Origin of the sequence: Serratia marcescens (genome assembly GCF_029846115.1) — a bacterium.
Classification (GTDB): domain Bacteria; phylum Pseudomonadota; class Gammaproteobacteria; order Enterobacterales; family Enterobacteriaceae; genus Serratia; species Serratia marcescens_L.
Genome location: NZ_JARVZZ010000001.1, coordinates 4,052,537 through 4,072,572, shown reverse-complemented (window position 1 = coordinate 4,072,572; position 20,036 = coordinate 4,052,537). Strand labels below are relative to the sequence as shown.

Sequence of the window (20,036 nt, the reverse complement as noted above, 5' to 3'; positions counted from 1 at the left end):
GCCGAAATAGGGTCAGAACGGATTTTCCAGCGGTTCAGGGCTGAAGATCAGATCGTCGAGATCGCGTTGCCGCCGAGCGTCGGCCAGCCAGCTGCTCAGGCCCAGTCGTTGCGCGCCGCCGAGCTGGAGGCCGTGCGCCTGCTCCTTCGCCAGGATCAGGCGGACTTCCCAGACGAACTCGATGCCCAGGTATTGGCGCACCCAGTCGCGCAGCTGCCGGCACAGGTCGGCGCCCGGCAGGAAGCGGTCATAGTCCCGCTGCGGCATCGGCCCCAGCTCGATGCGGAATTTGTGCTGAATATCGCGCACCGCGATGCCGAGAAAGGCCGACTCGCCGAGCCGCGGCGCACCGCGCCCGGCCTTGAGCCGAGCTTGCTCGCGCGGCTCCACCCGCAGCCAGTGCGGCACGTTTTCGACGATGCGCACCGGCACCTTGAAATACTGCTGCAAAATCTTGCTCAGGCCTTCCGGATCGCGGCTGTGGCGAATCAGATGACCGGCCATAAAATGTTTGGCGTGGGCGTTGATGCTGTCGCGTTCCTGCTGCGCCGGCTGGCCGATGCCGATCAGGCTCGACAGGTACTCGTCGAAGCGTCGGTTGTCTGGACGATCCAGCGACACCGTCGGCTGCGCATCGGCCCAGGCGCGGTAAAACAGCAGCGTGAGCCGGTGATGGAACAGGTTGGTGAACGCCAGCAGGGTGGTGTCCTGATGGTGGTACACCCGTTCGCGCACGTATTCGGTCAGGTGTAGCGGCAGCGGCCCGTTGGGGCCGAACAGACCGAAGCTGAAGATCGAGACGTCGTGCAGCGTGCTGTTGGCGCGCGGCGCCACCTGCGCCAGCGTGGAGGGCGCGAACGACAGCGACGGCTCCTGGCCCAGGCGCAGCATCTCGTGGCGCGGCAGCGGCGCGCGCCCCAGCAGGTAGGGTTGACCGCCCTGGGCGTCGATGCGGCGCAGCAGCTGAAACAGATCGTGCTGGTAAGGCGCGCTGCGCAACCGCGGCCAGAAGTCGTCCGGCAGGCGATACAGCGCGTTGATCTGCGGCGGCGCCAGTTCGGTGGCAATCATCTCCGCGTTCATATCAGCGTCCTTTTGCCCATGCGCGCCTGCCAGTGGGCGATTTCGCCGCGCTGCTGACTGGAGAGCGTCATCTCGGTGAAGGTGTTCATCGCCACCAGGCGCGAGAACAGGCGCTCCAGCACGCTGCCGAGCAGATAGGGGCTGTTGCCGGAGAACGCCTGCTCATCGACCGTCAGATCGATGGCGATGCCGCGCGCGAACACGATGGGGCCCGGCTCCGGCACTCGCCGGTAGACCGGCCGCAGGTTGCAGTGGCGCACGCCCTGGATCTGTTTGGCGATCGCCGGTTCGCTCAGGTTGCCGTACAGCCCCAGCAACTGGCGCAGGCTGGCGGCGCCCTGTTCCGGATCGCCGTCCATCATGCTGAGGTAGTTCAGCTGCAGCTGGCTGATCAACCGCCAGGTGATCATCCCTTCGGCCAGCGCCGGGCGCGGCGGAGTGGGGCCTTTGCGCAGAGAGACCTGTTTGATCGGGATCGAGTCGGGCATCACGAAGTTGCCCTGATCCTGTTGCAGCAGCATCAACGGCAGGTCGCGGCTGGTGCACAATACGTCGGCGGTGAGGTATTTCAGATCGCTGTGCCACGGCGATTGCCGCTCGTCCACCAGCGACACGAACACTTCCGAACCGGCATAGCCGGTGCGGGTGCCGTAGCGGCGGGCGTGCTCCGACAGCGTGCGCTGTTCGCGCCGCAGCGAGAAGTAGGCGCCATAGTTGCCGTCGTCCGCGCTCAGGGTGCTGTAAAACGGCCGAAACTCTTGCTCGTAGCGTTTTTCGCTGGCGCTGCCGCCGAGCCGCTGCACCGAGAACACTTCGTAATCCAGCGGCCGGATATTGTCGACCACCAGATGGTATTCGTGGTTTTTTTCGTTGATCGCGATGCGTTCGGCGACCTTCGGAAACAGGTTGATCACCGGCGTGCAGTGCAGCGCCAAATGGGCGGCGTCGACCACCCGTTCCAGCGCGGCATCGTGCCGATCCAGCAGCACCACGATCTCGAACTGGCGCAGCGCCTTTTTCCCTTCGCGCACGCTTTGCAGCAGCGGGCGCAGGCCGTTGACGCTGAAGAACTGGAAGCGCGCCGGGAAGGCGAAGTACTCCTGCAGCAGCCGGTAGCCTTCGAAGTTGCGCAGGTCGTTGGGCAGCAGCGCCTGTTCGGCGGCGAAGCCCTCCTGCCGCAGCCCGTCCAGCGCCAGCGCGCGCCGCTGCGGCTGCGCCTCCACCGTTTGGCAGACAAGCCCGACGCTGTGCTGCATCAGCAGTTCCAGCAGCTGCTGCGCCTGTATGTCCGGCCCGGCCAGGTAAAACATCAACTGGTCCAGCTGCAGGTTGTTGAGCGTCACGCTTTCGTAGCACTCGAGGCGAATGCGCAGCGCGCTGACGCAGCCGCTGTGCTGCAGCCCCAGCGAGGCCAGCGGAATATCGGCCGGAATGCCGCCCAGCTCGACGCCGGCGATGCGCACCGGCTGCAGCGTGACGTCATGCGCCGTGGTGTAGCTGCAGGTGATGCCGCTTTTCTTCAGCGTCTGGCTGTCCATCATGGTGCCGCGCGGCACCACGAAGCCGTTGCTGATGTCGCCTTTGCTGCTGTCCGGCTGCAGCTCGGCGATCGCCATCGACGGCGTCGGCGACAGGTAGTTGGGGTAGATGATCTCCAGCAAGCGCTGAGAAAAGCGCGGGAACTCGGCGTCCATTTTCAGCTGCACGCGCGAGGTGAGGAAGGCGAAGCCCTCCATCAGACGCTCGATATAGGGATCCGCCACGTCGATGCCGCGCATGCCGAGACGGCCCGCGACCTTCGGGTACTGTTCGGCGAACTCGGCGCCCATCTCACGCAGATAGGCCAGCTCGCGGTTGTAATAATCTAAAAGTTTACTGTCCATCGCCTTACCCTATGTCTTTCAGATCGAAGTGGCCGTTTTCCAGATCCACGTCGGTACGGAACAGAAACTCCAGCGGATAGGGCACGCACCACAGGCGGCCCTTGATTTCGATCGACAGCACGTTGTGCAGCTCCAGCGAGCCGGTGTCCGAGATGCAGCGCACCTGCAGCCCCTCGGGCAAAATGCGCGGTTCGAAATGAAGAATGGACTCGGTCAGCGCGCGCTGAATGTCGAGCCATTCGATGTCCGACATGCGCTTGCCCGCCAGCGAGGCGATGCCGTAATTCAGGGTGGAGCGCCGCACCTGCGGAAAATCGCCCAGATCCAGATTGGATTCGCTGTTGACGCAGTTGAACAGCCACTGCAGATCGCGCAGCACCCGGCGGCGCAGCTCGCTGTGCGACACCAGGTTGCGCACCTGCGCCTCCTGCTTTTTCTGCGGTTCGTCGTCGGTCAGCATGTCGAGCAGCACCGGCTGCATTTTGTCGCGCGACGTCAGGCGCTCGCTGTCCTGACGATAGCGATAGCCCTGGCGGCGCAGATCGCCGCCGTCGTAATGGGGGGGGCGCTTATCGTTCATGTTCAGGCGCTCGCGTCGAAGCTCAGCTGCCGCAGGCTGTGCAGCGGGAATTCGTCGCTTTCGCTGAGCCAGGTCTTCAGGCCCAGCCCCGCATAGTGGGTGCCGTCGCCCAGCGGTTGCCATTCGGTGCGCTTGCCCAGCAGCAGCGCGTCGTCGCTGCCTTCGGCCAGCGGATAACGGGCGGGCAGTTGGCACACCTGTTCGCGGCCGTCGGTGAGGCGCACCAGCGCATGGCTCCACACCAGATCGATGGCGCTCTGCGGCGCCTGGAACTGGATCGCGGCGATATCGGCGAACGGCAGCCAGTAGTAAACGCCGTTCAGCGCCAGCTCGCATACCGGCCCGAGGCGGCCGTCACCGTCGGTCAGCCAGTCGAAACGCAGCTGCCGTTCTTGGTCGCCTTCGGCCAGCGTTAACCGCCCGGCGCCGGCCGGGGCGGCTTCCAGCGCTTCATCGCGCAGCGCCTGGGCCTGCTCGGCCGCGCCTTGCGCATCCTGCTGCAGCGCCTGCACCATCAGTTTCAGCCAGGGCTGATCCTGCCGCAGCAGCGCCGGCGCGGCCGTGCCGGCGAACACCGCCTGGCGTTGCAGCTCGGCGTTAATCGACTGCGCCAGCAGCAAGGTGGTTGGTTGGGCGATCGGTTTCAGCGCCTGCCAGGATTTCAGCTGCGCGTTGGCGCGCGTCCAGTTGCCGCTCAGGCACAGCAGTTGCACCAGCGCGGCGCGCAGGTCGGCATCCGCCGGTTTCGCCTTGATCTCGTTTTCGACGGCGGTGATGGCCGCGCCAATCGACTGGCCTTGCAGCATGCTTGCTAATGATTTCACAGGCTTTCCTTATAATCAGTGAGTGGCGCCGTTAACCGACAGGTAGCTGCCGCTGGCGGGATCGACCCGGTCTGCGGCCAGCTTTTCCACCAGCTTGAAGGTCAGCGGAGCGGGGGCGTTCAGCAGCGGTTGCCAGGCGGTTTGCGCCTGCTGCAGGCGCTGTTTGACCTTGTTCTCGTCAGCGGCGTCGATGCGCGGCATTTCAACGATCGCTTCGCCGTTGAACGCCCAGGCGTGCAGCTTCGGTTCGAATCTCAGCAGCAGGAAGCTGCCCGGCGCCTGCGGGTTACCGCCCAGAACCAGCCGTTGGGCGTTGGCGCTGACGACGGTCAGCGCGCGATCGCCGCCGTTGATCTGCGCCAGCGGATAGCCCTGCAGGAACCACAATGTCGGCGAGAGGGTTTGGCCGCCCTGTTGCAGCGTGACCGCGCCGCTGCCCTGCAGCCAGCCGTCCTCGCCGCAGCGCAGCGCGTCGCCGGCGGGAATGAACAGCGCGCCGCCGTTGGCGTCGTCATGCCAGAAGGTGCGGAAGTGGCAGCCCTGCGGCAGGTTGAAACGCTGAGGCGGCGCGGTGTCCGCCTGCGGAGAGGTCACGGCTACCGCCGCAGGGATCGCCGGCGGCGGCGGGGTTTCCGGCTGCTCGGCGGATTCCTGTTTGACCACCGGTTTCCAGCCGCGCGCTTTGGCGGCTTCGCCGCTGGCCAGCTTTTCACCGCGCTTGTCGGTCAGCGTCCAGGGCAGGTGGCCGGCTTTGGGGCACTGCTTTTCCAGCAGATTGCCGACGCGCGGCAGAAAGTCGTTCAGCACCGCCGGATCTTGGCTTTGCGCCGAGACGATGCGCAGCGGGATGCTCTTGCCGCACCAGCTTGCCGGATTGCTGTTTTTGACGTCATCGATAAACACTTCCAGCTTCTGGCTGGGGGAGTAAACCAGGCGATAGTTCATCGCCTGCGCGGTCGGTACCGCCATCAGGGCGACGAGCCCCGGCATCCAATATTTCATAGTGAACCTTGCTGTGAATGTGCGCTGCTCAGTCGCGGCTCAGAAACCGCTCCGCATCCGCCAGCGAATGCAGCAGGGTGGTTTCCTGCGGTGAGCCAATCCAGACGGCGATAGCGCTGTAGTTATCGCTGTTATTGTTTTTCTTCCATGCCTGCTGCATCAGGGCGATCCACTCGCTGGGGGAGTTGACCATGTGCAGCGACTGTTCCAGCTCGGCCTGGCTGAAGCTGTGCCAGAAGCCGTCGGTGCACAGCAGGAAAACGTCGCCGTCTTCCAGCTGCAGCACGTCGCTGTAGGTGGCGTCGCGCTCTTCGTTCAGCCCCAGCGCGAAATACAGCAGGTTGCTGTTGATGCCGTTGGTCTGATAACCGGCGTCCTGCATCTGCTGGATCAGGCTGTGGTCGGTGGTGACGGCATGCAGGTAGCCGCGGCGGAACAGGTACAGGCGGCTGTCGCCGGCGTGCGCCCAGTAGGCCAGCTGGTAATCGCGATCGATAAACAGGCTGACCAGCGTGGTGCCCATCTTGCTGTATTCGTCCGACTGTCGCTGCTGCTGGTGGATGGCGGCGTTGGCGCGCGTGATGTGCTGACGAATGCTCTGGGCGTTCAGGTGCTTTTCGCCGTCGAAGTTTTGCAAAATGGTGTCGCGCGCCAGTTTGGCGGCGATATCGCCGCCCGGAAAGCCGGCGATGCCGTCGCACACCACGAAGCAGGCGGCGCGGTTGCCGAGCACCTCGCCGGTCTGATCCTGGTTGGAGGCGCGGCCGCCCTGGTTGGAGGTAGAGGCTATGGTGATATTCATTACGCGTCCGGTTTGGTCTGTGAGTCTTTGTATTGATTCACTTCAACGTCATAGGCGTGCAGGAAGGCTTCGCCGAACAGGGTGTGGAAATCGTCCTCGATCTCGCCGGAGGTTTGCTGATAGTTCTTCACGAAGTAGTCCCACAGCGCAGCCTTGCGGTTGGCGGGCAGCGACAGGCGCGGCGCCACGCCTTCCTTGCGCGCTTCCTCTTCGAGGCGCTCCGGGTTAAACGACTGCAGCATGGCGGCGATGATGGCGCGAATACCGGCGATCATTCCCAGCTGGTGCGCCTGCAGGTCGATCAGCGCGTCGCGCACCGCCTGCTCCGGCGGCATAAAGCCCGGCATCTGGCTGCCGAACATCTGCATCAGCACCGTTTTGCCCGAAGGCAGCAGCTTGAACGGGTTGTTGGCCTCGTCGAGGATCATGGTCATCTCGGCCTTCACGCCTCGCTTGAGGATCGAGCGGGATGAGAGCAGGGCGACGGTGCCTTGCGAGAACAGGCTCAGCAGGCGACCGGCCTGGCGGATCTGTTGTTCGTCGAAATGCGGCTGCGGCTGCAGATCGTCGAGACCAATGCCTTGCAGCAGCGCCGCCAGCAGCGGCCCCTCTAAGGTGTCGCCATTCGGCGCGGCGGCGTGCTGCCGCTGAGCGGACTGGTAGGCGACCGGATCGATGCCCAGGCGGTTGCCCTGGCGCGGGCGCGGCGGCTGCACGGGCGGTTCCTGCCGGCTGAACTGCGGTGCAGGTTGGGGCTGTGGCTCAGGCGTCTGCACGGGTGGCGGCGTCCGCTCTGGGCGTGGCGCTTGCGGTTGTGCGGCGATCGGCGGCGGTGCGGGCGGCTGTACCGGCTCCTCCGGCTGAGCCAGCGGCACGGCGCCGCCCATCAGCAGCCCCAGCGGATCGTTGCTGTTTAGCGTCTCGGGCGACGCGGGAGCGGATGAACCGCCGAACAGCGCCAGCGGATCCAGCTCTTGCTCCGGTTGCTGCGCATTCTGAGCCGGGGTTACCGGCCGCGCTGGCGCAGCCTGTTCCGCCAACAGCGCGCTGGGGGTGGTATCGGCCAGGATGTGTTCGCGCTCAAAGGTGGTGTCGGTGTTGAACAGCGCCGCCGGATCGGTTTGCTGCTGCTGCAGCTGGCGCAGATCGACATCGCCCGCCAGCTGCGCCAGCGGATCGGCCGGGTTCAGCTCGCGAGCGGGGGTATCCAGCAGCGGGTGGTTGCCAGGATTGGCGACCGGCGGCGGCGTGACGGCGGCCGGCGCATTCGGGGTAAATTCTTCCACCAGGCTGTCCCAGATTTCGTTGGGGATGGGCGCGGCGGATTTTTCTTTGGCGGCGGCTGTTGGGGCCGCCGCAGCGGCAACGGCGGCGGCCTTGGCCACCGGTTGAGCCTGTGGCGCGGCGTGCTGGTGCAGCGCGCTGACTTCAATCTGGTAATCGTCGATGCCGAGCACGTCGCCGTCCTGCAGTTCAACCTGGCGGCCACGTTCCAGCGGAATGTCGTTCAGCAGCACGCGGGTAACGTTGCCGCGGTTGGTGATGCGGCATTCGCCGTCAGCGGAAATATGCACGATCGCCTGCAGGCGGGAAATGGCGCGCTCTTCGTCCGGCAGCACCAGGTTGTTGTCCACGCTGCGGCCGATGGTGCCGCCCGGCGGCAGAAAATCGCAACTGCTCTGCGGCGGAACCTGGCCGCTTTTATTTTTTACAATGGAAAATCGCATAAGGCATTCCTGCTGATTAGGAGGTAGTGCAATAATTAATGATTCGATCTATGGCTTGCCAAAATTTGCGGGTATTTTGGCAAGCCGTTAAGTTGTTTCTTAACTCGTTCACTAAGGCTTGTTGTAGTCTTAATTTTACTAAATGCTTTTATTATTAATTGAAAGAATTATGGAATAAGAAGGTGAAATAAAATTCCGTTGAACATCTCAAGGGTAACGGCTCTCTCATAACTAATTCTGATATCAGTTGTCGTCTTTCCCTTGGTACTTCTTGATGATGGCTTGCAATGCTTGGCTATGTACAAGATCGATGCACTTTGCCATCGTCATCGGCTCCCCAGACATGCTGTCATAGTGCTTTGCCAGAAATTCTTTTGCCAGCGCCCTGACAGCGGTATGCGCTTCCAGAGAATATTCGCCGAATTCCGTGTAACCCCGAGCAGCGGCGGCGGCATCGTTTTTGACTTCTTTTGCTGAGTATCCCTCGGCGATACAAACGCTAAGCGCGTAGTTTTTGAGGTACTCGGCAGGGGAGTAGTCAATTTTTGTCGCTGCATTAGCGTTCAACGTTGCGGCGATGGCCACAGTCAGTAAGATTCTTTTCACTGATTATTTCCGAGGAGGATTTTCATTTACTCTATCCGGATTGTCTTTCACCCAATTATCATTAGGGCGCTGTACATAGTCTTTCGCAAGTTTGTCAAGATCTTTACTATGGTACATATCCATGCACTTCATTAAGTCTAAGCGGCTTTTCCCATCCTTAGCATTGTAATTCTTTTGCAAGTACTGCTTTGTCAGCGCAATGATAGGGGATTCTTCATCACGAATTGCATAGTATGACCACGCATCGATTCCATTCGATGAGGCAACTGCATCTTTGCTGGCTTCTGGTGATGTCTTATAAGCGACGGAAATGCAGTAGGTTAGAGCAATATCCTTGTAGTTTTGCAAATAGTTTCTGTACGCCGCTTGCGGTGGCCACTTTTCAATAGGTTCTTCTTGATTTTTCTGTGCTATAGCACAAGTAGCATATATACAAAGAAAAGAGATAAGGATTTTTTTCATCTCAACACTCCAAAATCCGTATGGTTTGTGCAGAGTGGTAGATAACCAGCGCATGAGTATCTCAATGCTTGATGGCTAATACCCAGTGAAAATAATTAATAAAACTCTAATTTGCTTAAGTTGATGGTTTTATAAAATTGCAACCTACAACATTAATTATTAGTTAGAGTAACGTTCGAAGATGGCTTTAGCCTCACTGGAACTCTGCAGCGAAAGGCAATCTAAAGTATGATAACTTCCTTTAACTGAGCCTTGACTATTTTTATTTGCGTACTGTTCAGCCAGTTTTTCGCCTTGTTCGAATGCATCCATGGGGAGTTTACTGAATTCTAAATAAGCGGAAGCGGAACGGAAGGCATCTTGCTTGGTTTTTTCTGAGTCAGTAGACTTCCCAATACAGCGGCTAACCAGCCAATTTTCATAAATTTCGCTTTGAGGTAAGTTTTCTATTTTTATATCTTCCGCCAGCAATATAGGAGAAACGAGAAGAAGAGCAAGGGCGATGTGGGTAGTCTTCATTTTAATATCCAAAGTGATGCGACTTCAGGAACAAAAGATCCATTCTCAGGATCCCCCATGAAATGACAAGAGTCAGAGCAAATGTCACCGTTCCATAATGTGACATGTCCTCTGGCATTTCGCCAGCCATTTCCTTGTATAACCATTATCCCTTTTTTACCTGAAAATTTAGCTGGGGTAGGGGATTTCACCGTGATATCAGGCTTGCCGAAGTTCTTTTCTAAAAAGAGAATCATATCGTTAACACGATAAAGATACCATTTTTTATCTTTACCAGACACAGTCGCATAACCGGAGTTAGAGGGAATTGGTATGCCTGTATAGTTGAGTACATAACTCATTCGTATAGGACAAGCATTTTCAAAAATACCGCTTTCAATATTGCTTTCTACTTTTCCACCAATCAATGCACCCACTTTTTTTACATTGATATTGACTTCAGAGAAACGAATCCATGCGGGCCCAAATAGAGGTTTTTTCATCCTGACTCTCCATTGTATCCATGTTATGAACCCCCGGCCGTAGCCGGGGGCAGGCAAATTAAGCTTCGCGGTTTTCCTTAATGTTCCAACCTGCGCTGCTTTCGGCGCCTTTGCCGCCTTTGTCGCTCTGCTCCCAGTATTGCTGTTTCACTTTCGCCGCCTGGAAGGAGTAGGTGACGCCCACGGTGTCTTCACCGCCTGCGCCGGTGTACTGCACGGCGGTGACCAGCACGTCGTCCAGGGTGATTTTAACGTACTCAACCTGAGTACCGCCCGCCTTGCAGACAGACAACTCAACCTTGGTCAGGTGCTTACCGCTGGAGCAGTGCTTCAGCAGCGCCGGGGTTGACTTGTCGACCAGCGCGTTAACGTGCAGATCGTTGAAGCACACTTTACCGGCGCCACCGCCGCCGCCAACGCCCATATTGCCCGGTTGAGAAGCGCCCCAGGAGAAAGAAGTAATGTCGGTCCAGCCTTTGTGATTCGAATCTTTAGATTCGCCGCTGGCACCTTCAACTTTCAGGAACATATCAATAGCCATAGTTTCTTCACTCTTTATTAAGGGTTAACAGTAGTATTAACGTTACGTTGAAAAACTCAGGTAATAGCAGCAGGAATTGCAAGTGTGGTAATGCATTACCAATTTATATCCTTGTGCCATGCACCTTCTTAAATACCGAAAACTATCGGTACGGGTTACCGAGCCACTATTAAGTGCTAATGGCTCAATGCTTCATTATTTCGCGTTATCTTGATTCCACGTGCGATCTGGATTGCCTACGATAAGCTGATGATATAAAGGTTTCATGCTTTGCCTCCTTTGCAGGGGAAGCGAGTCACCAGAGCCTCTTCAATCAGGGGGGCAGCCCTTTCGTGCAGGCGCGCAGCGGGAAGTTTATTAAAGAATTCGAACACAAACTCCTGCAGAGTGACGGTTTGTAGCTGGCTGTATTGGCACCAGCTTTTTCCTTCCGTCGCGTCCAGCACGCCCAGCAAATAAATCCGCGCTTTCTCTTTTTCCTGTTTATCTGCACTGCGATAGAAACGGAAAAAGTCACTGCCTGGCAGATTGACATCATCGGACGTCAAATGCGCTATCGATGTCTGCTCTGCGAAAGCTGGCGGCACGGCGGAGAGCGAGCAGACGACAGCCAACAGCGATGCCAGATAAAACCGTTTTGTCTTCATCTTTCTTTCCCTGTGATGAGGTTGATGTATCAGCCAGGCCGCACTACCGCGGCCTGACTTCAGTCCATCAAGACGCGTCGTTTTGCTTCAGCGAAGGCAGCTTCGACACCAGGCGCAGGGAGACGGTCAGGCCTTCCAGCTGGTAGTGCGGGCGCAGGAAGAACTTGGCGCTGTAATAGCCCGGGTTGTCTTCGATCTCTTCCACCTGCACTTCCGCCGCGGCCAGCGGTTTGCGCGACTTGGTTTCCTGCGAGGAGTTGGCCGGATCGCCGTCCACGTAGTTCATGATCCAGTCGTTCAGCCAGCGTTCCATGTCGTCGCGCTCGCGGAAGGAGCCAATTTTGTCGCGCACGATGCACTTCAGGTAGTGCGCGAAGCGGCAGCAGGCGAACAGGTACGGCAGGCGCGCGGAAAGCTGGGCGTTGGCGGAGGCGTCGGCGTCGTAGTATTCCGCCGGTTTCTGCAGCGACTGCGCGCCGATAAAGGCGGCGAAGTCGGAGTTTTTGCGGTGCACCAGCGGCATAAAGCCGTTTTTAGCCAGCTCGGCTTCGCGGCGATCGCTGATGGCGATCTCGGTCGGGCACTTCATGTCTACGCCGCCGTCGTCGCTCGGGAAGGTGTGGCACGGCAGGTTTTCCACCGCGCCGCCGGATTCCACCCCGCGAATGGCGGTGCACCAGCCGAACTCTTTGAACGAACGGTTGATGTTGGCGGCCATGGCGTAGGCGGCGTTGGTCCAGGTGTAATTGCCGTGGGTCGCGCCGTCGGTGTCTTCTTCGAAGTCAAACTCGTCCACCGGGTTGGTGCGGATGCCGTATGGCAGGCGCGCCAGGAAACGCGGCATCACCAGGCCCAGGTAGCGCGCGTCTTCCGACTCACGCAGGCTGCGCCAGGCGGCGTACTCGGTGTTCTGGAAAATCTTGGTCAGATCGCGCGGGTTGGACAGCTCCTGCCAGGACTCCATCTGCATCACGCTTGGCGCGGTGCCGGCGATGAACGGGCAGTGCGAGGCAGCGCCGATCTTGGCCATTTCGCCCAGCAGCTCCACGTCCTGCGGGCTGTGATCGAAGTAGTAGTCGCCCACCAGGCAGCCGAACGGCTCGCCGCCGAACTGGCCATACTCTTCTTCATAGACTTTCTTGAAGATCGGGCTCTGGTCCCAGCCCACGCCCTTATAACGCTTCAGCGTGCGGCCCAGCTCCTGCTTGGAAATGCTCATGAAGCGGATCTTCAGCATCTCGTCGGTTTCGGAGTTGTTGACCAGATAATGCAGGCCGTGCCAGGCGCCTTCCAGCTTCTGGAAGTCGTCGTGGTGAATGATCTGGTTGATCTGCTGCGACAGCTTTTCGTCGATTTCCGCAATCAGCGCCTGAATGGTGCGGTAGGCGTCGGAAGAGACGGTGACGGTGTTTTCCAGCGCCTGCTGCGCCAGGGTTTTCACCGCGTTCTCGACCGCTTCTTTGGCCTGATCGGTCTTCGGCCGGAACTCTTTATTCAGCAGCGCGCTGAATTCATCGCTGGAAAAAGTCTCGGTGGTCTGCAACGCATTTTGTTGCTGAGGCGAGTTGCTCATCGATTAATCCTCACGCTCGTTGTTTTCGTCGTTAACCGCCGGCTTCGGCGCGTCGGTCAGGGATTGCAGCAGCGCCGGATTTTGCAGGATCTTGGAGATCAGCTCTTCGGCGCCGTTCTTGCCGTCCATGTAGGACAGCAGGTTGGAAAGCTGGGTGCGGGCGTCCAGCAGATTGTCCAGCGCGTCGACCTTGCGGGCGATGGCGGCAGGGGAGAAGTCTTCCATGCTTTCGAAGGTCAGATCGATGTTCAGCTTGCCTTCGCCGGTCAGCGTGTTGTCGACCTGGTAGGCGACGCGCGGCTTCAGCGATTTCATGCGCTCGTCGAAGTTGTCGACGTCGATTTCCATGAACTTGCGCTCTTCCACGCTGGCTTGCGGATCGACCGCTTTCCCCACCAGATCCGCCATCACGCCCATCACGAACGGCAGCTGGATTTTGCGCTCTGCGCCATAAATTTCGACATCGTATTCAATCTGTACGCGCGGCGCGCGGTTGCGGGCGATGAATTTCTGCCCGCTGCGGGATTTCGAGTTTGACATGATTTACTCCATCTAATGGCGATTGGGAACGCGCCTCGTCCGGCTGGGAGAGTCAGGTTCTGATTCGGGTCTGCGCGGGAGCAGACGGTATCGGATGCGTCAAGAGAACAAAGGTCGGCGGCTAGCTGTTCTCCTCGTTGTCGGGGCGACCGAGAATGGTCTCCAGTTGGTTAAGCCCATCGGGCGCCAAATCGCGGACGATTTGCATAAAGTCCAGCGTAATCAACCGCTGGACCCGATCGATCATCAGCGGCGCCGGGTGGCTCGGCTCATGAAGACGAAAATAGTTTTTCACCTTGTCCAGCATCAGCTGGGCATCGTCGCGCGACTGGATCTGCGCGCTGCGCCAGTTGAGCGGGGCGGTGGCGCTTGCACGGCGGCGGGGGCACGGCGGCGGTGTCCGGCAAGGCGTCCGGTTCGGCGGCTGCCGGGGCATCGCTTTGGCCGGCGAGCGCCACCAGAGAAAAGACCTTGGTGAGCGCGCTCATTTCCGGCAGTGCGCTTTCTCCCAGATGGCGGGTCACTTCGCCGCGAATGGCGCTCAGGGTGTTGGCGATGCGCGTCACCAGGGCGCCTTCGGGGCGATCCTGCTGCGCCAGTTCATCCTGCAGCCGCGCACGGCCGCCGGGAAAGTTGGGGCACTCCTGCTTGCTGCCGTCGAGCAGGGCGCCGGCATCGCGCAGCGAGATTTCTCCGGCGGCGCTTTTCAGCAGCGGCGCAGCGCGGACGCTGGCGGCCAGCGCGGCCTTGTCGCCAAGGTCGGCCAGCGCATTGATGCGAAACAGCGGGTCGGCTTCCCCATCGAACTCCAGAGGCGGCTGCAGGGTGTCCCAGTAGCGGAGTATCGACTGGTGGATCAGCGTCAGCCCGTCGGCGTAGCCCGGCAACCCGCGCAGTTGGGTCCAGGCGCGGGTGAGATACAGCATGACGCGCAGGTCCTTGGTTCGTGCCAACAGCGAGGTCGCGAGGCGCTCGACCTGCACCCAGTCCGGTGCTTCTTCCGGAATGATGGTGCTGCCGAACTGCTGTTCGGCCTTGCCGGTGGCGGCTTGTTCCATCGCCAGAAAGTCGGCGTCGTATTCCAGGTTGTCGCCGCAGGGATTGTCCGCGTCGACCGGGGCCAGCAGGGTATCGGTGTCGATAGCCATAAAATTTCCTTCAACGAGCGATGTTAATCAAACATTTGCGGGTACTGGCCGCCGCGACCGGGGCGCGCCCAGCCGTTGGGCTCGAACAGCAGTGAAAATAGCTGCACGGTGAGGTTGCCGCTGTGCACGTGGGTGTAGAGCGGGTGTCCGTCGGCCTGATTGGTCCACCAGAAACTGGTGTACTGCGCCGGGTCGAAACAGTCGGCGGCCTGTTGCCAGCCGAGGCCCGGCACGTCCGGATGCTGAAAACCGATAATCGACAATATCTCTGAATCCGCTTCCGCCGGCGGGCTGGGCAGCGCCGGAATAGCCTGCAACGTGCGGTCGATCTGCTCGGCGGAGAAACCGTTGCGCACGCCGTTCAGCAGGGTATGACCGAGCTGTTGGTACCAGCTCGCCGCCATGTTCAGCTGTTGCGGTCGCCAATCCTGTTGGCTGAACAGGCGCAGCGCGCAGATCGGGTAGCGTCGCCCGACGCGATCGCGCGCCGGCAACAGGCAACCCATCTGCACGTACGGGCTGCCGAGCGTGGCGGGGATCACGAAGTTCCACACCGGTGCATTGCTGAACGGATGGCCGTTCGGCCCCTGCGCATCGCGCTGCAAATTCACCAGCCCGTTATGGAACCAGTGGGCCCAGTTGTTGACCACCGGATCGGGCAGGCGGCGCTGCAGGAAGTCGCCGGCGGAAGGAAGTTTGCCGTACCAGCCGAGGCTCGTCGGGGCGCTTGAATCAGTGCTCATGGTCATGTCCTTTCGGGGCTACGGGCACGAGAAGGCCGGCAGTTGGAACGGATTACGGATGCTGTTGGGCGTGAACTCCAGCGTGACACGGTGGCCGTCGAGATTGAAGGTCGCCTGGCGGCCGAGGCCGCCGGTGCCCGAAGATTGCGCCATATCCACCAGGCGGTTCAGCGCCCACGGCCCGCTGGTCACCAGGCTGGCGGTGGTGCCGTTGGCCAGCGCCAGCTGCAAATGCACCTGGTTGGTATTGCGGGTGCCCGGCCAACTGACCACCAGCGGCACCTGTGGGCCGTGGCTGTATTTGAACAGCTGGCCGTCGATATCCAGCGTCAGGTTGAGGATATCGTTATCCATCCGCACCGGCCGTACGGTCACGCGGTAGGAGGGCGTCGCGGTACCGTTGGCGAAAAAGGCGTCGCGGATGCGCTGCGCCTGCTGGAATGAACGCAGGATGCCTTCGCCACCGGGCAGCGTCTTGCCGTCCACGCCGGGGGTAAAGCGCCAGTTGGCGCGGGTGGTATCGACCTTGCCCTGCAGATTGTCGCGGAAGAAGCTGTCCATCAGCCCGCTGTTCGGCGCGAACATGCGCGCCAGATCGTCCGGCGTCACGTCCTGGCGCGCCCGGGCCACCAGCGGATAACGGCCGGCGATCGCCTGGCGGCAGAAGCTGCCGACCTCGAAGCTGATGCGCTTTTTCACGTTCTCCATCTCTTTGCGCTGGGTGTCGCTGCTGGCGCCGATCGCCAGCGACAGTAGCATCTGTTTGAACGGCACCGGCAAGCGGCCGGACTCGGCCTGCAGGCGCGGGATGATGTCGCTCGGTGGCGCCGACATGCCGCTGTTGGCCGCGCCCTGCACCGCAGTCAGATAGCTGTACAGCTCATCGACCTGCTTCAGCACGCTGTCGAAAGGGATCGCCTTATTGCCTTCGCCCTGGCTTTGCGCCAGCTCCAGCAGCGGCGCGAAGTGCGCCATCACCAGCTGTTCCGGCTGGACCGACACGTCGCCGTCGGCGTTGGCCGGCCGGTTGGTGAACAGCGCTTCCAGCGTGCGGTTGGCGTTTTGATTCAGCCTGTCTTCGGTTTTGGCCAGCAGCGAGCGGGAGTCGGCGTCGCTTTTCTCGTCGCGCAGGGTGACGTTTTTGCTGACGTTGACCAGCAGGTTGCGCATCGGCGACGGGTTGCCGGAGAGCAGCCGCGCGCTGCTGATGCGCTGGGTCAGGTTGCCGATGTTGGCCAGCTGGATATCCCCCAGCAGCTCATCCCAGGCGCCGATGAAATCCTGCATGTACAGCTGGCGGATGGTCTTGGTCAGATCGGCGCTTTTCTGCTCCGGCGTCTGGCTGTTCAACACCCAGACGTCTTCCTTGCGCAGGGTGTCGGTCACCGGGTCGATGTTGTCGTTGAACGCTTTCCAGTACCCCTGCGGGGTGAACAGGCCCGGCACGCCGTCGGTGACCGGTTTGCCGCTTTTGCGACTGAACGCCAGCTCGGTCTGCGGGCCGGCCAAATCGACCAGGCTGACCGGCTTGATGTCGGTCTGTTTCAGCAGCAGGCGCTTGAGGCGGCCATAGACGCGCTGCGACAGCGGCGCCCGATTGATGGCGGCCTGCGCCTGTGCCACCAGCTGTTCGTCTTTGGCGTAAGGCGAGGCCTGGATCTGCGTATCCAGCAGCTGGCTCAGGTGCCATTCGATCTGCTGCAGCTGTTTCTGCGTGCTGCCCTGCGGCAGGTTGCGCTGCAGGTTGAGCATCACCCAGGCGCGCAGGAATTTGCCGTCGTACTGCTTCGGCAGATACAGCATCTGATAGGCCTTCAGCGCTTCGTAGCTGAAGTCCGCGTCGCCGTGGTTGTCGTTGCGCAGCGTGGTGGCGATCTGTTGCGCCACCTGCGGCAGCAGCAGCTCTTTCAGCGCTTTTTGGTACAGCGCATTGCCGGCGTCGCTCACCTGATCGCCGCGGAACAGCCCCATGCGGTAGGTGAACGGCGGATCGTCCAGCGAAAAGTTCTGGCTGTCCGGCAGGTGCAGCAGGCTATTGAGGAACGGCAGCAGCGAGAACATGTCGCCGTTGCCCAACTGCGTCAGGTTTTGCCCCTGGCGCTCGACGCCGGGCACCTTGGCGGCCACTTCCGCCAGATAGGCCTTGTTGTTGCCGTAGCTGGTGAACCAGAGCATCGCCAGCACCGCCAGGATTGCCGCCAGCGCGATGTAACCCGCCCAGTGCAGGGCGCGGTTGCGGTATTCCCACCAGCGGTTGCTGCCCGCCAGCCCGGATTCCTGGAAGACCACCGATTCCAGCGTCTCTTTCAGGAAGAAGCTTTGGCCCTTGGCCGCCGGGATCGGCGCTTCCTGGCCCACGCTGTCCCAGGCCGCGTTGGCCTGCGCCCCTGAGTTTGCCGTCGGCAGCTGCAGGTAGCGGTTCAGCTCGCCCATCACCCGGTCGAACGGCAGACCTTCCTGTGTGCCGCTGGTGAAATAGATGCCGCGCGGGGTAAAGCGGGTTTCAAAACTGGAGGTGGCGAACACCTGTTCCAGGTATTGGCTGAGCAGCGGGCGCAGGGCCGCGAACTCCTGCGGGAACAGATAACTTTCGGCGCGCTGGCGCGCGTCGTGCTCCATCAGCAGCGTATCCGGCAGCGCCGCGTCCAGCCGCTGTTGCAGCAGGGCGTATTGCTGTTCGAAAGCGGCGTTCAGATTGAAGTCCGGCTGCCGCGAGCGCTCGTAAGGGAAGGTGAACCCCCAGATCTGGTCACGCTGCGCTTTGTCGAAGCTGCCGAAGTAGGCCATAAAGCCGTTGAGCAGGTCGGTTTTGGTCACCAGCACATAGACCGGGAAGTGAATGCCCAGCTGCTCGTGCAGTTCGATCAGGCGTTTGCGCAGCGCACTGGCCTGGGCGGCGCGCGCTTCGGCGCTGTCACTCAGCAGATCGGCCACGCTGATGGTCACCATCACGCCGTTGATCGGCTGGCGGGTGCGGTATTTTTTCAGCAGCGCGACGAAGCTTTGCCATTCGCCGGCGTCTTCTTCGCGCTGGCTTTCCTGCGTGGTGTAGCGGCCGGCGGTGTCGAGCAGCACGGCGTCGTTGGTAAACCACCAGTCGCAGTTGCGGGTGCCGCCCACGCCGCGCAGCGCGGCTTTGCCGAAGCGATCCGCCAGCGGGAAGTGCAGGCCGGAATTGACCAGCGCGGTGGTCTTGCCGGCGCCGGGCGCGCCGATGATCACATACCACGGCAGCTGGTACAGGTATTGGCGGCTGAAGCGGGTCATCCAGCGGTGTTTGCCGCCCTCCTGGCCCGGTGCGAAGCGCGCCTTTTTCAGCAGCTGCGCCGCTTCGTCGAAGCGCTGCGCCAGCTGTTCGTCTTGCTTAACTTCGGGCTTGCCGTCTTCCGCCGGCACCGCTTCGGCGGCGCGCAGGTTGCTCAACAGGCGGCTGTTGAACCAGGCGCTGTAGAGGCGCGGGATCAGGCGGCACAGGAACCAGATCAGGTAGATAACGCCGATGGCGATCTGGCGGTTGAGTTCCGGCTCCAGCGGGCGATAGTCGCCGATGGCCACCAGCGGGCCGATCATCCAGATGATGAACGCCAGCGCGGTGATGCCGACAAAGCCCCACAGCAGGCGGCTGGTGATGATGGAGAATAACGTACTGAGCATTACTTTCCGGTTCCTTGCGGCAAGCCGTTGATTTCCGCCTGGGTATTTTCCGGGGCGACCAACAGCGTAATTTCTACCCGGCGGTTCAACGCGCGGTTCACTTTGTTATCGTTCGGCGCGACGGGGTTGCTTTCGCCGCGGCCCTCGGCCTTGACCCGCTGCGGGTTGGCGAGGTGCTTTTGCAAACGGGCGCTGACCGCTTCGGCGCGCGCCAGCGACAGCTCCCAGTTGGAGGCGAAACGGGCGCTGCGGATCGGCACGTTGTCGCTGTAGCCGGTGACGAGGATCTTGCCGCTGACGCCGTTCATGGCGGCGGCGATGCGGTCGATGACCGGAATATAGTTGGCGCGCACCGTGGTGGCGGCGGAGTCGAACAGCCCGTCGCCTTTGAGGATCACCACGCTTTGCTGCGCTTCGTCGCGCACCACCACCAGCCCTTCGGCGATCTCTTTGCGCAGGAAGCTTTTCAGGCTCAGCGTCGGCGGCGCGGCCGGCGCCGGGTTACCGATCGCCACCTGCGGCAGATTGGTTTGGTAAATCGCCGCCAGCACCGGGCTGGTGTTGTCGCCCAGCCGCCAGTTGAGGGCGATGAACAGCAGCGAAGCCAGGAAGCCGGTCAGCGCCACGCAGGCCCACAGCGGCACCAGCGGGCGCCACAGTTTCTGCTGTACCGGCAGATCCAGCGCATGAGGCGACAGCGGCGGGGCATAGCCGCCGCGCACCGACCGGATCAGCTGCAGCAGGCGCTGCTTCATGGTTTCTAGCTGCGAGCGGCCGTTTTCCATCACCCGGTAGCGGCCTTCAAAGCCCAGCAGCAGGCAATAATTGATCAGCTCCAGCAGGTTGATGTGCTCGCGCGGGCTTTGCGACAGCTTGGCCAGCAGTTGGAAAAACTTCTCGCCGCCCCAGGTTTCGTTATGGAAGGTCACCAGCAGCCCGCTGCCGGACCACACGCTGTTGCTGCCCCACGGGGTCAGCGCCGCCGCTTCATCCAGCGCGGTGCACAGGCAATAACGCGCGCCGATGATCACTTCGTACGGCAGGTTGGCGCGTTGGCCGCGGATCTCGAAGCGGCGCATTTCGTCGATCAGCTGTTGGCGCAGCTGCGCCGGGTTGGCGTGCGTGGCCGACTGGCGGATCTGCGAAATGGCGTTCAGCAGCGGGTTGGCGGCATCTACCAGCGGGTTGGCCGCCGGCGCCGTGCTATTTTCCTGAGTCAT

Annotated in this window: 18 protein-coding genes and 1 pseudogene; all 19 read right to left on the bottom strand. The window is 61.0% G+C overall.

The annotated features are described in order from the left end of the window. Positions 1–12: 12 nt before the first annotated feature. The 19 genes and pseudogenes from tssG to QDT79_RS19330 all read right to left on the bottom strand — a co-directional run bounded on the left by tssG (position 13) and on the right by QDT79_RS19330 (position 20,036). The gene (gene tssG, locus QDT79_RS19420; protein ID WP_308316926.1) at positions 13–1,083 is read right to left on the bottom strand and encodes a type VI secretion system baseplate subunit TssG; all 1,071 of its coding nucleotides are present in this window, start codon (positions 1,081–1,083) and stop codon (positions 13–15) included. Beyond that, positions 1,080–2,966: a type VI secretion system baseplate subunit TssF gene (gene tssF / locus QDT79_RS19415; RefSeq protein ID WP_063990295.1), complete on the bottom strand. Its 1,887-nt coding sequence runs from the start codon at positions 2,964–2,966 to the stop codon at positions 1,080–1,082. The genes tssG and tssF overlap by 4 nt, the downstream gene beginning before the upstream one ends. Positions 2,967–2,970: 4 nt before the next feature. Continuing rightward, the gene (locus QDT79_RS19410; protein WP_038876749.1) at positions 2,971–3,546 is read right to left on the bottom strand and encodes a type VI secretion system baseplate subunit TssE; all 576 of its coding nucleotides are present in this window, start codon (positions 3,544–3,546) and stop codon (positions 2,971–2,973) included. Between the two features lie 2 nt (positions 3,547–3,548). Next, a complete protein-coding gene (locus QDT79_RS19405) occupies positions 3,549–4,370 on the bottom strand; it encodes a type VI secretion system accessory protein TagJ (RefSeq protein WP_308316925.1) in 822 nt (273 codons plus the stop codon). A gap of 15 nt (positions 4,371–4,385) precedes the next feature. Then, positions 4,386–5,372 carry a type VI secretion system-associated protein gene (locus tag QDT79_RS19400; protein ID WP_308316924.1) on the bottom strand — a complete coding sequence of 329 codons (987 nt, stop codon included), beginning with the start codon at positions 5,370–5,372 and terminating at the stop codon, positions 4,386–4,388. Between the two features lie 28 nt (positions 5,373–5,400). Continuing rightward, entirely contained in the window at positions 5,401–6,174 is a 774-nt protein-coding gene (locus tag QDT79_RS19395) for a PP2C family protein-serine/threonine phosphatase (RefSeq protein ID WP_015378289.1), read from the bottom strand. Then, positions 6,174–7,901: a type VI secretion system-associated FHA domain protein TagH gene (gene tagH, locus QDT79_RS19390; RefSeq protein ID WP_308316923.1), complete on the bottom strand. Its 1,728-nt coding sequence runs from the start codon at positions 7,899–7,901 to the stop codon at positions 6,174–6,176. Before tagH ends, QDT79_RS19395 begins: the two co-directional genes overlap by 1 nt. A gap of 243 nt (positions 7,902–8,144) precedes the next feature. Next, on the bottom strand, positions 8,145–8,492 hold the full coding sequence (locus tag QDT79_RS19385; RefSeq protein WP_369919367.1) for a T6SS amidase immunity protein Tai4 family protein: 348 nt from the start codon (positions 8,490–8,492) through the stop codon (positions 8,145–8,147). A gap of 18 nt (positions 8,493–8,510) precedes the next feature. After that, positions 8,511–8,969, bottom strand: a complete 459-nt coding sequence (locus QDT79_RS19380) for a T6SS amidase immunity protein Tai4 family protein (RefSeq protein WP_107226394.1) — start codon at positions 8,967–8,969, stop codon at positions 8,511–8,513. A 159-nt stretch (positions 8,970–9,128) separates the two neighbouring features. Further along, the gene (locus tag QDT79_RS19375; protein WP_107226393.1) at positions 9,129–9,488 is read right to left on the bottom strand and encodes a T6SS amidase immunity protein Tai4 family protein; all 360 of its coding nucleotides are present in this window, start codon (positions 9,486–9,488) and stop codon (positions 9,129–9,131) included. Then, on the bottom strand, positions 9,485–9,970 hold the full coding sequence (locus tag QDT79_RS19370; RefSeq protein ID WP_074181220.1) for a type VI secretion system amidase effector protein Tae4: 486 nt from the start codon (positions 9,968–9,970) through the stop codon (positions 9,485–9,487). The genes QDT79_RS19375 and QDT79_RS19370 overlap by 4 nt, the downstream gene beginning before the upstream one ends. A 58-nt stretch (positions 9,971–10,028) precedes the next feature. Continuing rightward, complete coding sequence (locus tag QDT79_RS19365; RefSeq protein WP_004961372.1) at positions 10,029–10,511, bottom strand: Hcp family type VI secretion system effector; 483 nt, start codon at positions 10,509–10,511, stop codon at positions 10,029–10,031. A gap of 263 nt (positions 10,512–10,774) precedes the next feature. Then, on the bottom strand, positions 10,775–11,158 hold the full coding sequence (locus QDT79_RS19360) for a Rap1a/Tai family immunity protein (protein WP_107226392.1): 384 nt from the start codon (positions 11,156–11,158) through the stop codon (positions 10,775–10,777). 67 nt (positions 11,159–11,225) lie between these two features. Then, positions 11,226–12,731 carry a type VI secretion system contractile sheath large subunit gene (gene tssC, locus QDT79_RS19355; RefSeq protein WP_016927259.1) on the bottom strand — a complete coding sequence of 502 codons (1,506 nt, stop codon included), beginning with the start codon at positions 12,729–12,731 and terminating at the stop codon, positions 11,226–11,228. 3 nt (positions 12,732–12,734) lie between these two features. Beyond that, positions 12,735–13,271, bottom strand: a complete 537-nt coding sequence (gene tssB / locus QDT79_RS19350) for a type VI secretion system contractile sheath small subunit (protein WP_033635026.1) — start codon at positions 13,269–13,271, stop codon at positions 12,735–12,737. A 121-nt stretch (positions 13,272–13,392) separates the two neighbouring features. Continuing rightward, positions 13,393–14,419: pseudogene (gene tssA, locus QDT79_RS19345) on the bottom strand (type VI secretion system protein TssA). Between the two features lie 23 nt (positions 14,420–14,442). Next, positions 14,443–15,162 carry a type VI secretion system-associated protein TagF gene (gene tagF, locus QDT79_RS19340; RefSeq protein ID WP_063990285.1) on the bottom strand — a complete coding sequence of 240 codons (720 nt, stop codon included), beginning with the start codon at positions 15,160–15,162 and terminating at the stop codon, positions 14,443–14,445. 18 nt (positions 15,163–15,180) lie between these two features. Next, the gene (gene tssM, locus QDT79_RS19335) at positions 15,181–18,816 is read right to left on the bottom strand and encodes a type VI secretion system membrane subunit TssM (RefSeq protein WP_130018213.1); all 3,636 of its coding nucleotides are present in this window, start codon (positions 18,814–18,816) and stop codon (positions 15,181–15,183) included. After that, positions 18,816–20,036, bottom strand: a complete 1,221-nt coding sequence (locus QDT79_RS19330; protein WP_060427397.1) for a DotU family type VI secretion system protein — start codon at positions 20,034–20,036, stop codon at positions 18,816–18,818. Before QDT79_RS19330 ends, tssM begins: the two co-directional genes overlap by 1 nt.

Excerpts from the sequence above, each read along its gene's own strand:
- tagF (WP_063990285.1), bottom strand. The coding sequence starts at position 15,162 with ATGAGCACTGATTCAAGCGCCCCGACGAGCCTCGGCTGGTACGGCAAA.
- QDT79_RS19410 (WP_038876749.1), bottom strand. The coding sequence starts at position 3,546 with ATGAACGATAAGCGCCCCCCCCATTACGACGGCGGCGATCTGCGCCGC.
- tssG (WP_308316926.1), bottom strand. The coding sequence starts at position 1,083 with ATGAACGCGGAGATGATTGCCACCGAACTGGCGCCGCCGCAGATCAAC.
- tssC (WP_016927259.1), bottom strand. The coding sequence starts at position 12,731 with ATGAGCAACTCGCCTCAGCAACAAAATGCGTTGCAGACCACCGAGACT.
- QDT79_RS19365 (WP_004961372.1), bottom strand. The coding sequence starts at position 10,511 with ATGGCTATTGATATGTTCCTGAAAGTTGAAGGTGCCAGCGGCGAATCT.
- tssM (WP_130018213.1), bottom strand. The coding sequence starts at position 18,816 with ATGCTCAGTACGTTATTCTCCATCATCACCAGCCGCCTGCTGTGGGGC.
- QDT79_RS19400 (WP_308316924.1), bottom strand. The coding sequence starts at position 5,372 with ATGAAATATTGGATGCCGGGGCTCGTCGCCCTGATGGCGGTACCGACC.
- tssF (WP_063990295.1), bottom strand. The coding sequence starts at position 2,966 with ATGGACAGTAAACTTTTAGATTATTACAACCGCGAGCTGGCCTATCTG.
- QDT79_RS19360 (WP_107226392.1), bottom strand. The coding sequence starts at position 11,158 with ATGAAGACAAAACGGTTTTATCTGGCATCGCTGTTGGCTGTCGTCTGC.
- QDT79_RS19375 (WP_107226393.1), bottom strand. The coding sequence starts at position 9,488 with ATGAAGACTACCCACATCGCCCTTGCTCTTCTTCTCGTTTCTCCTATA.
- QDT79_RS19370 (WP_074181220.1), bottom strand. The coding sequence starts at position 9,970 with ATGAAAAAACCTCTATTTGGGCCCGCATGGATTCGTTTCTCTGAAGTC.
- tssB (WP_033635026.1), bottom strand. The coding sequence starts at position 13,271 with ATGTCAAACTCGAAATCCCGCAGCGGGCAGAAATTCATCGCCCGCAAC.
- QDT79_RS19330 (WP_060427397.1), bottom strand. The coding sequence starts at position 20,036 with ATGACTCAGGAAAATAGCACGGCGCCGGCGGCCAACCCGCTGGTAGAT.
- QDT79_RS19395 (WP_015378289.1), bottom strand. The coding sequence starts at position 6,174 with ATGAATATCACCATAGCCTCTACCTCCAACCAGGGCGGCCGCGCCTCC.
- QDT79_RS19380 (WP_107226394.1), bottom strand. The coding sequence starts at position 8,969 with ATGAAAAAAATCCTTATCTCTTTTCTTTGTATATATGCTACTTGTGCT.
- tagH (WP_308316923.1), bottom strand. The coding sequence starts at position 7,901 with ATGCGATTTTCCATTGTAAAAAATAAAAGCGGCCAGGTTCCGCCGCAG.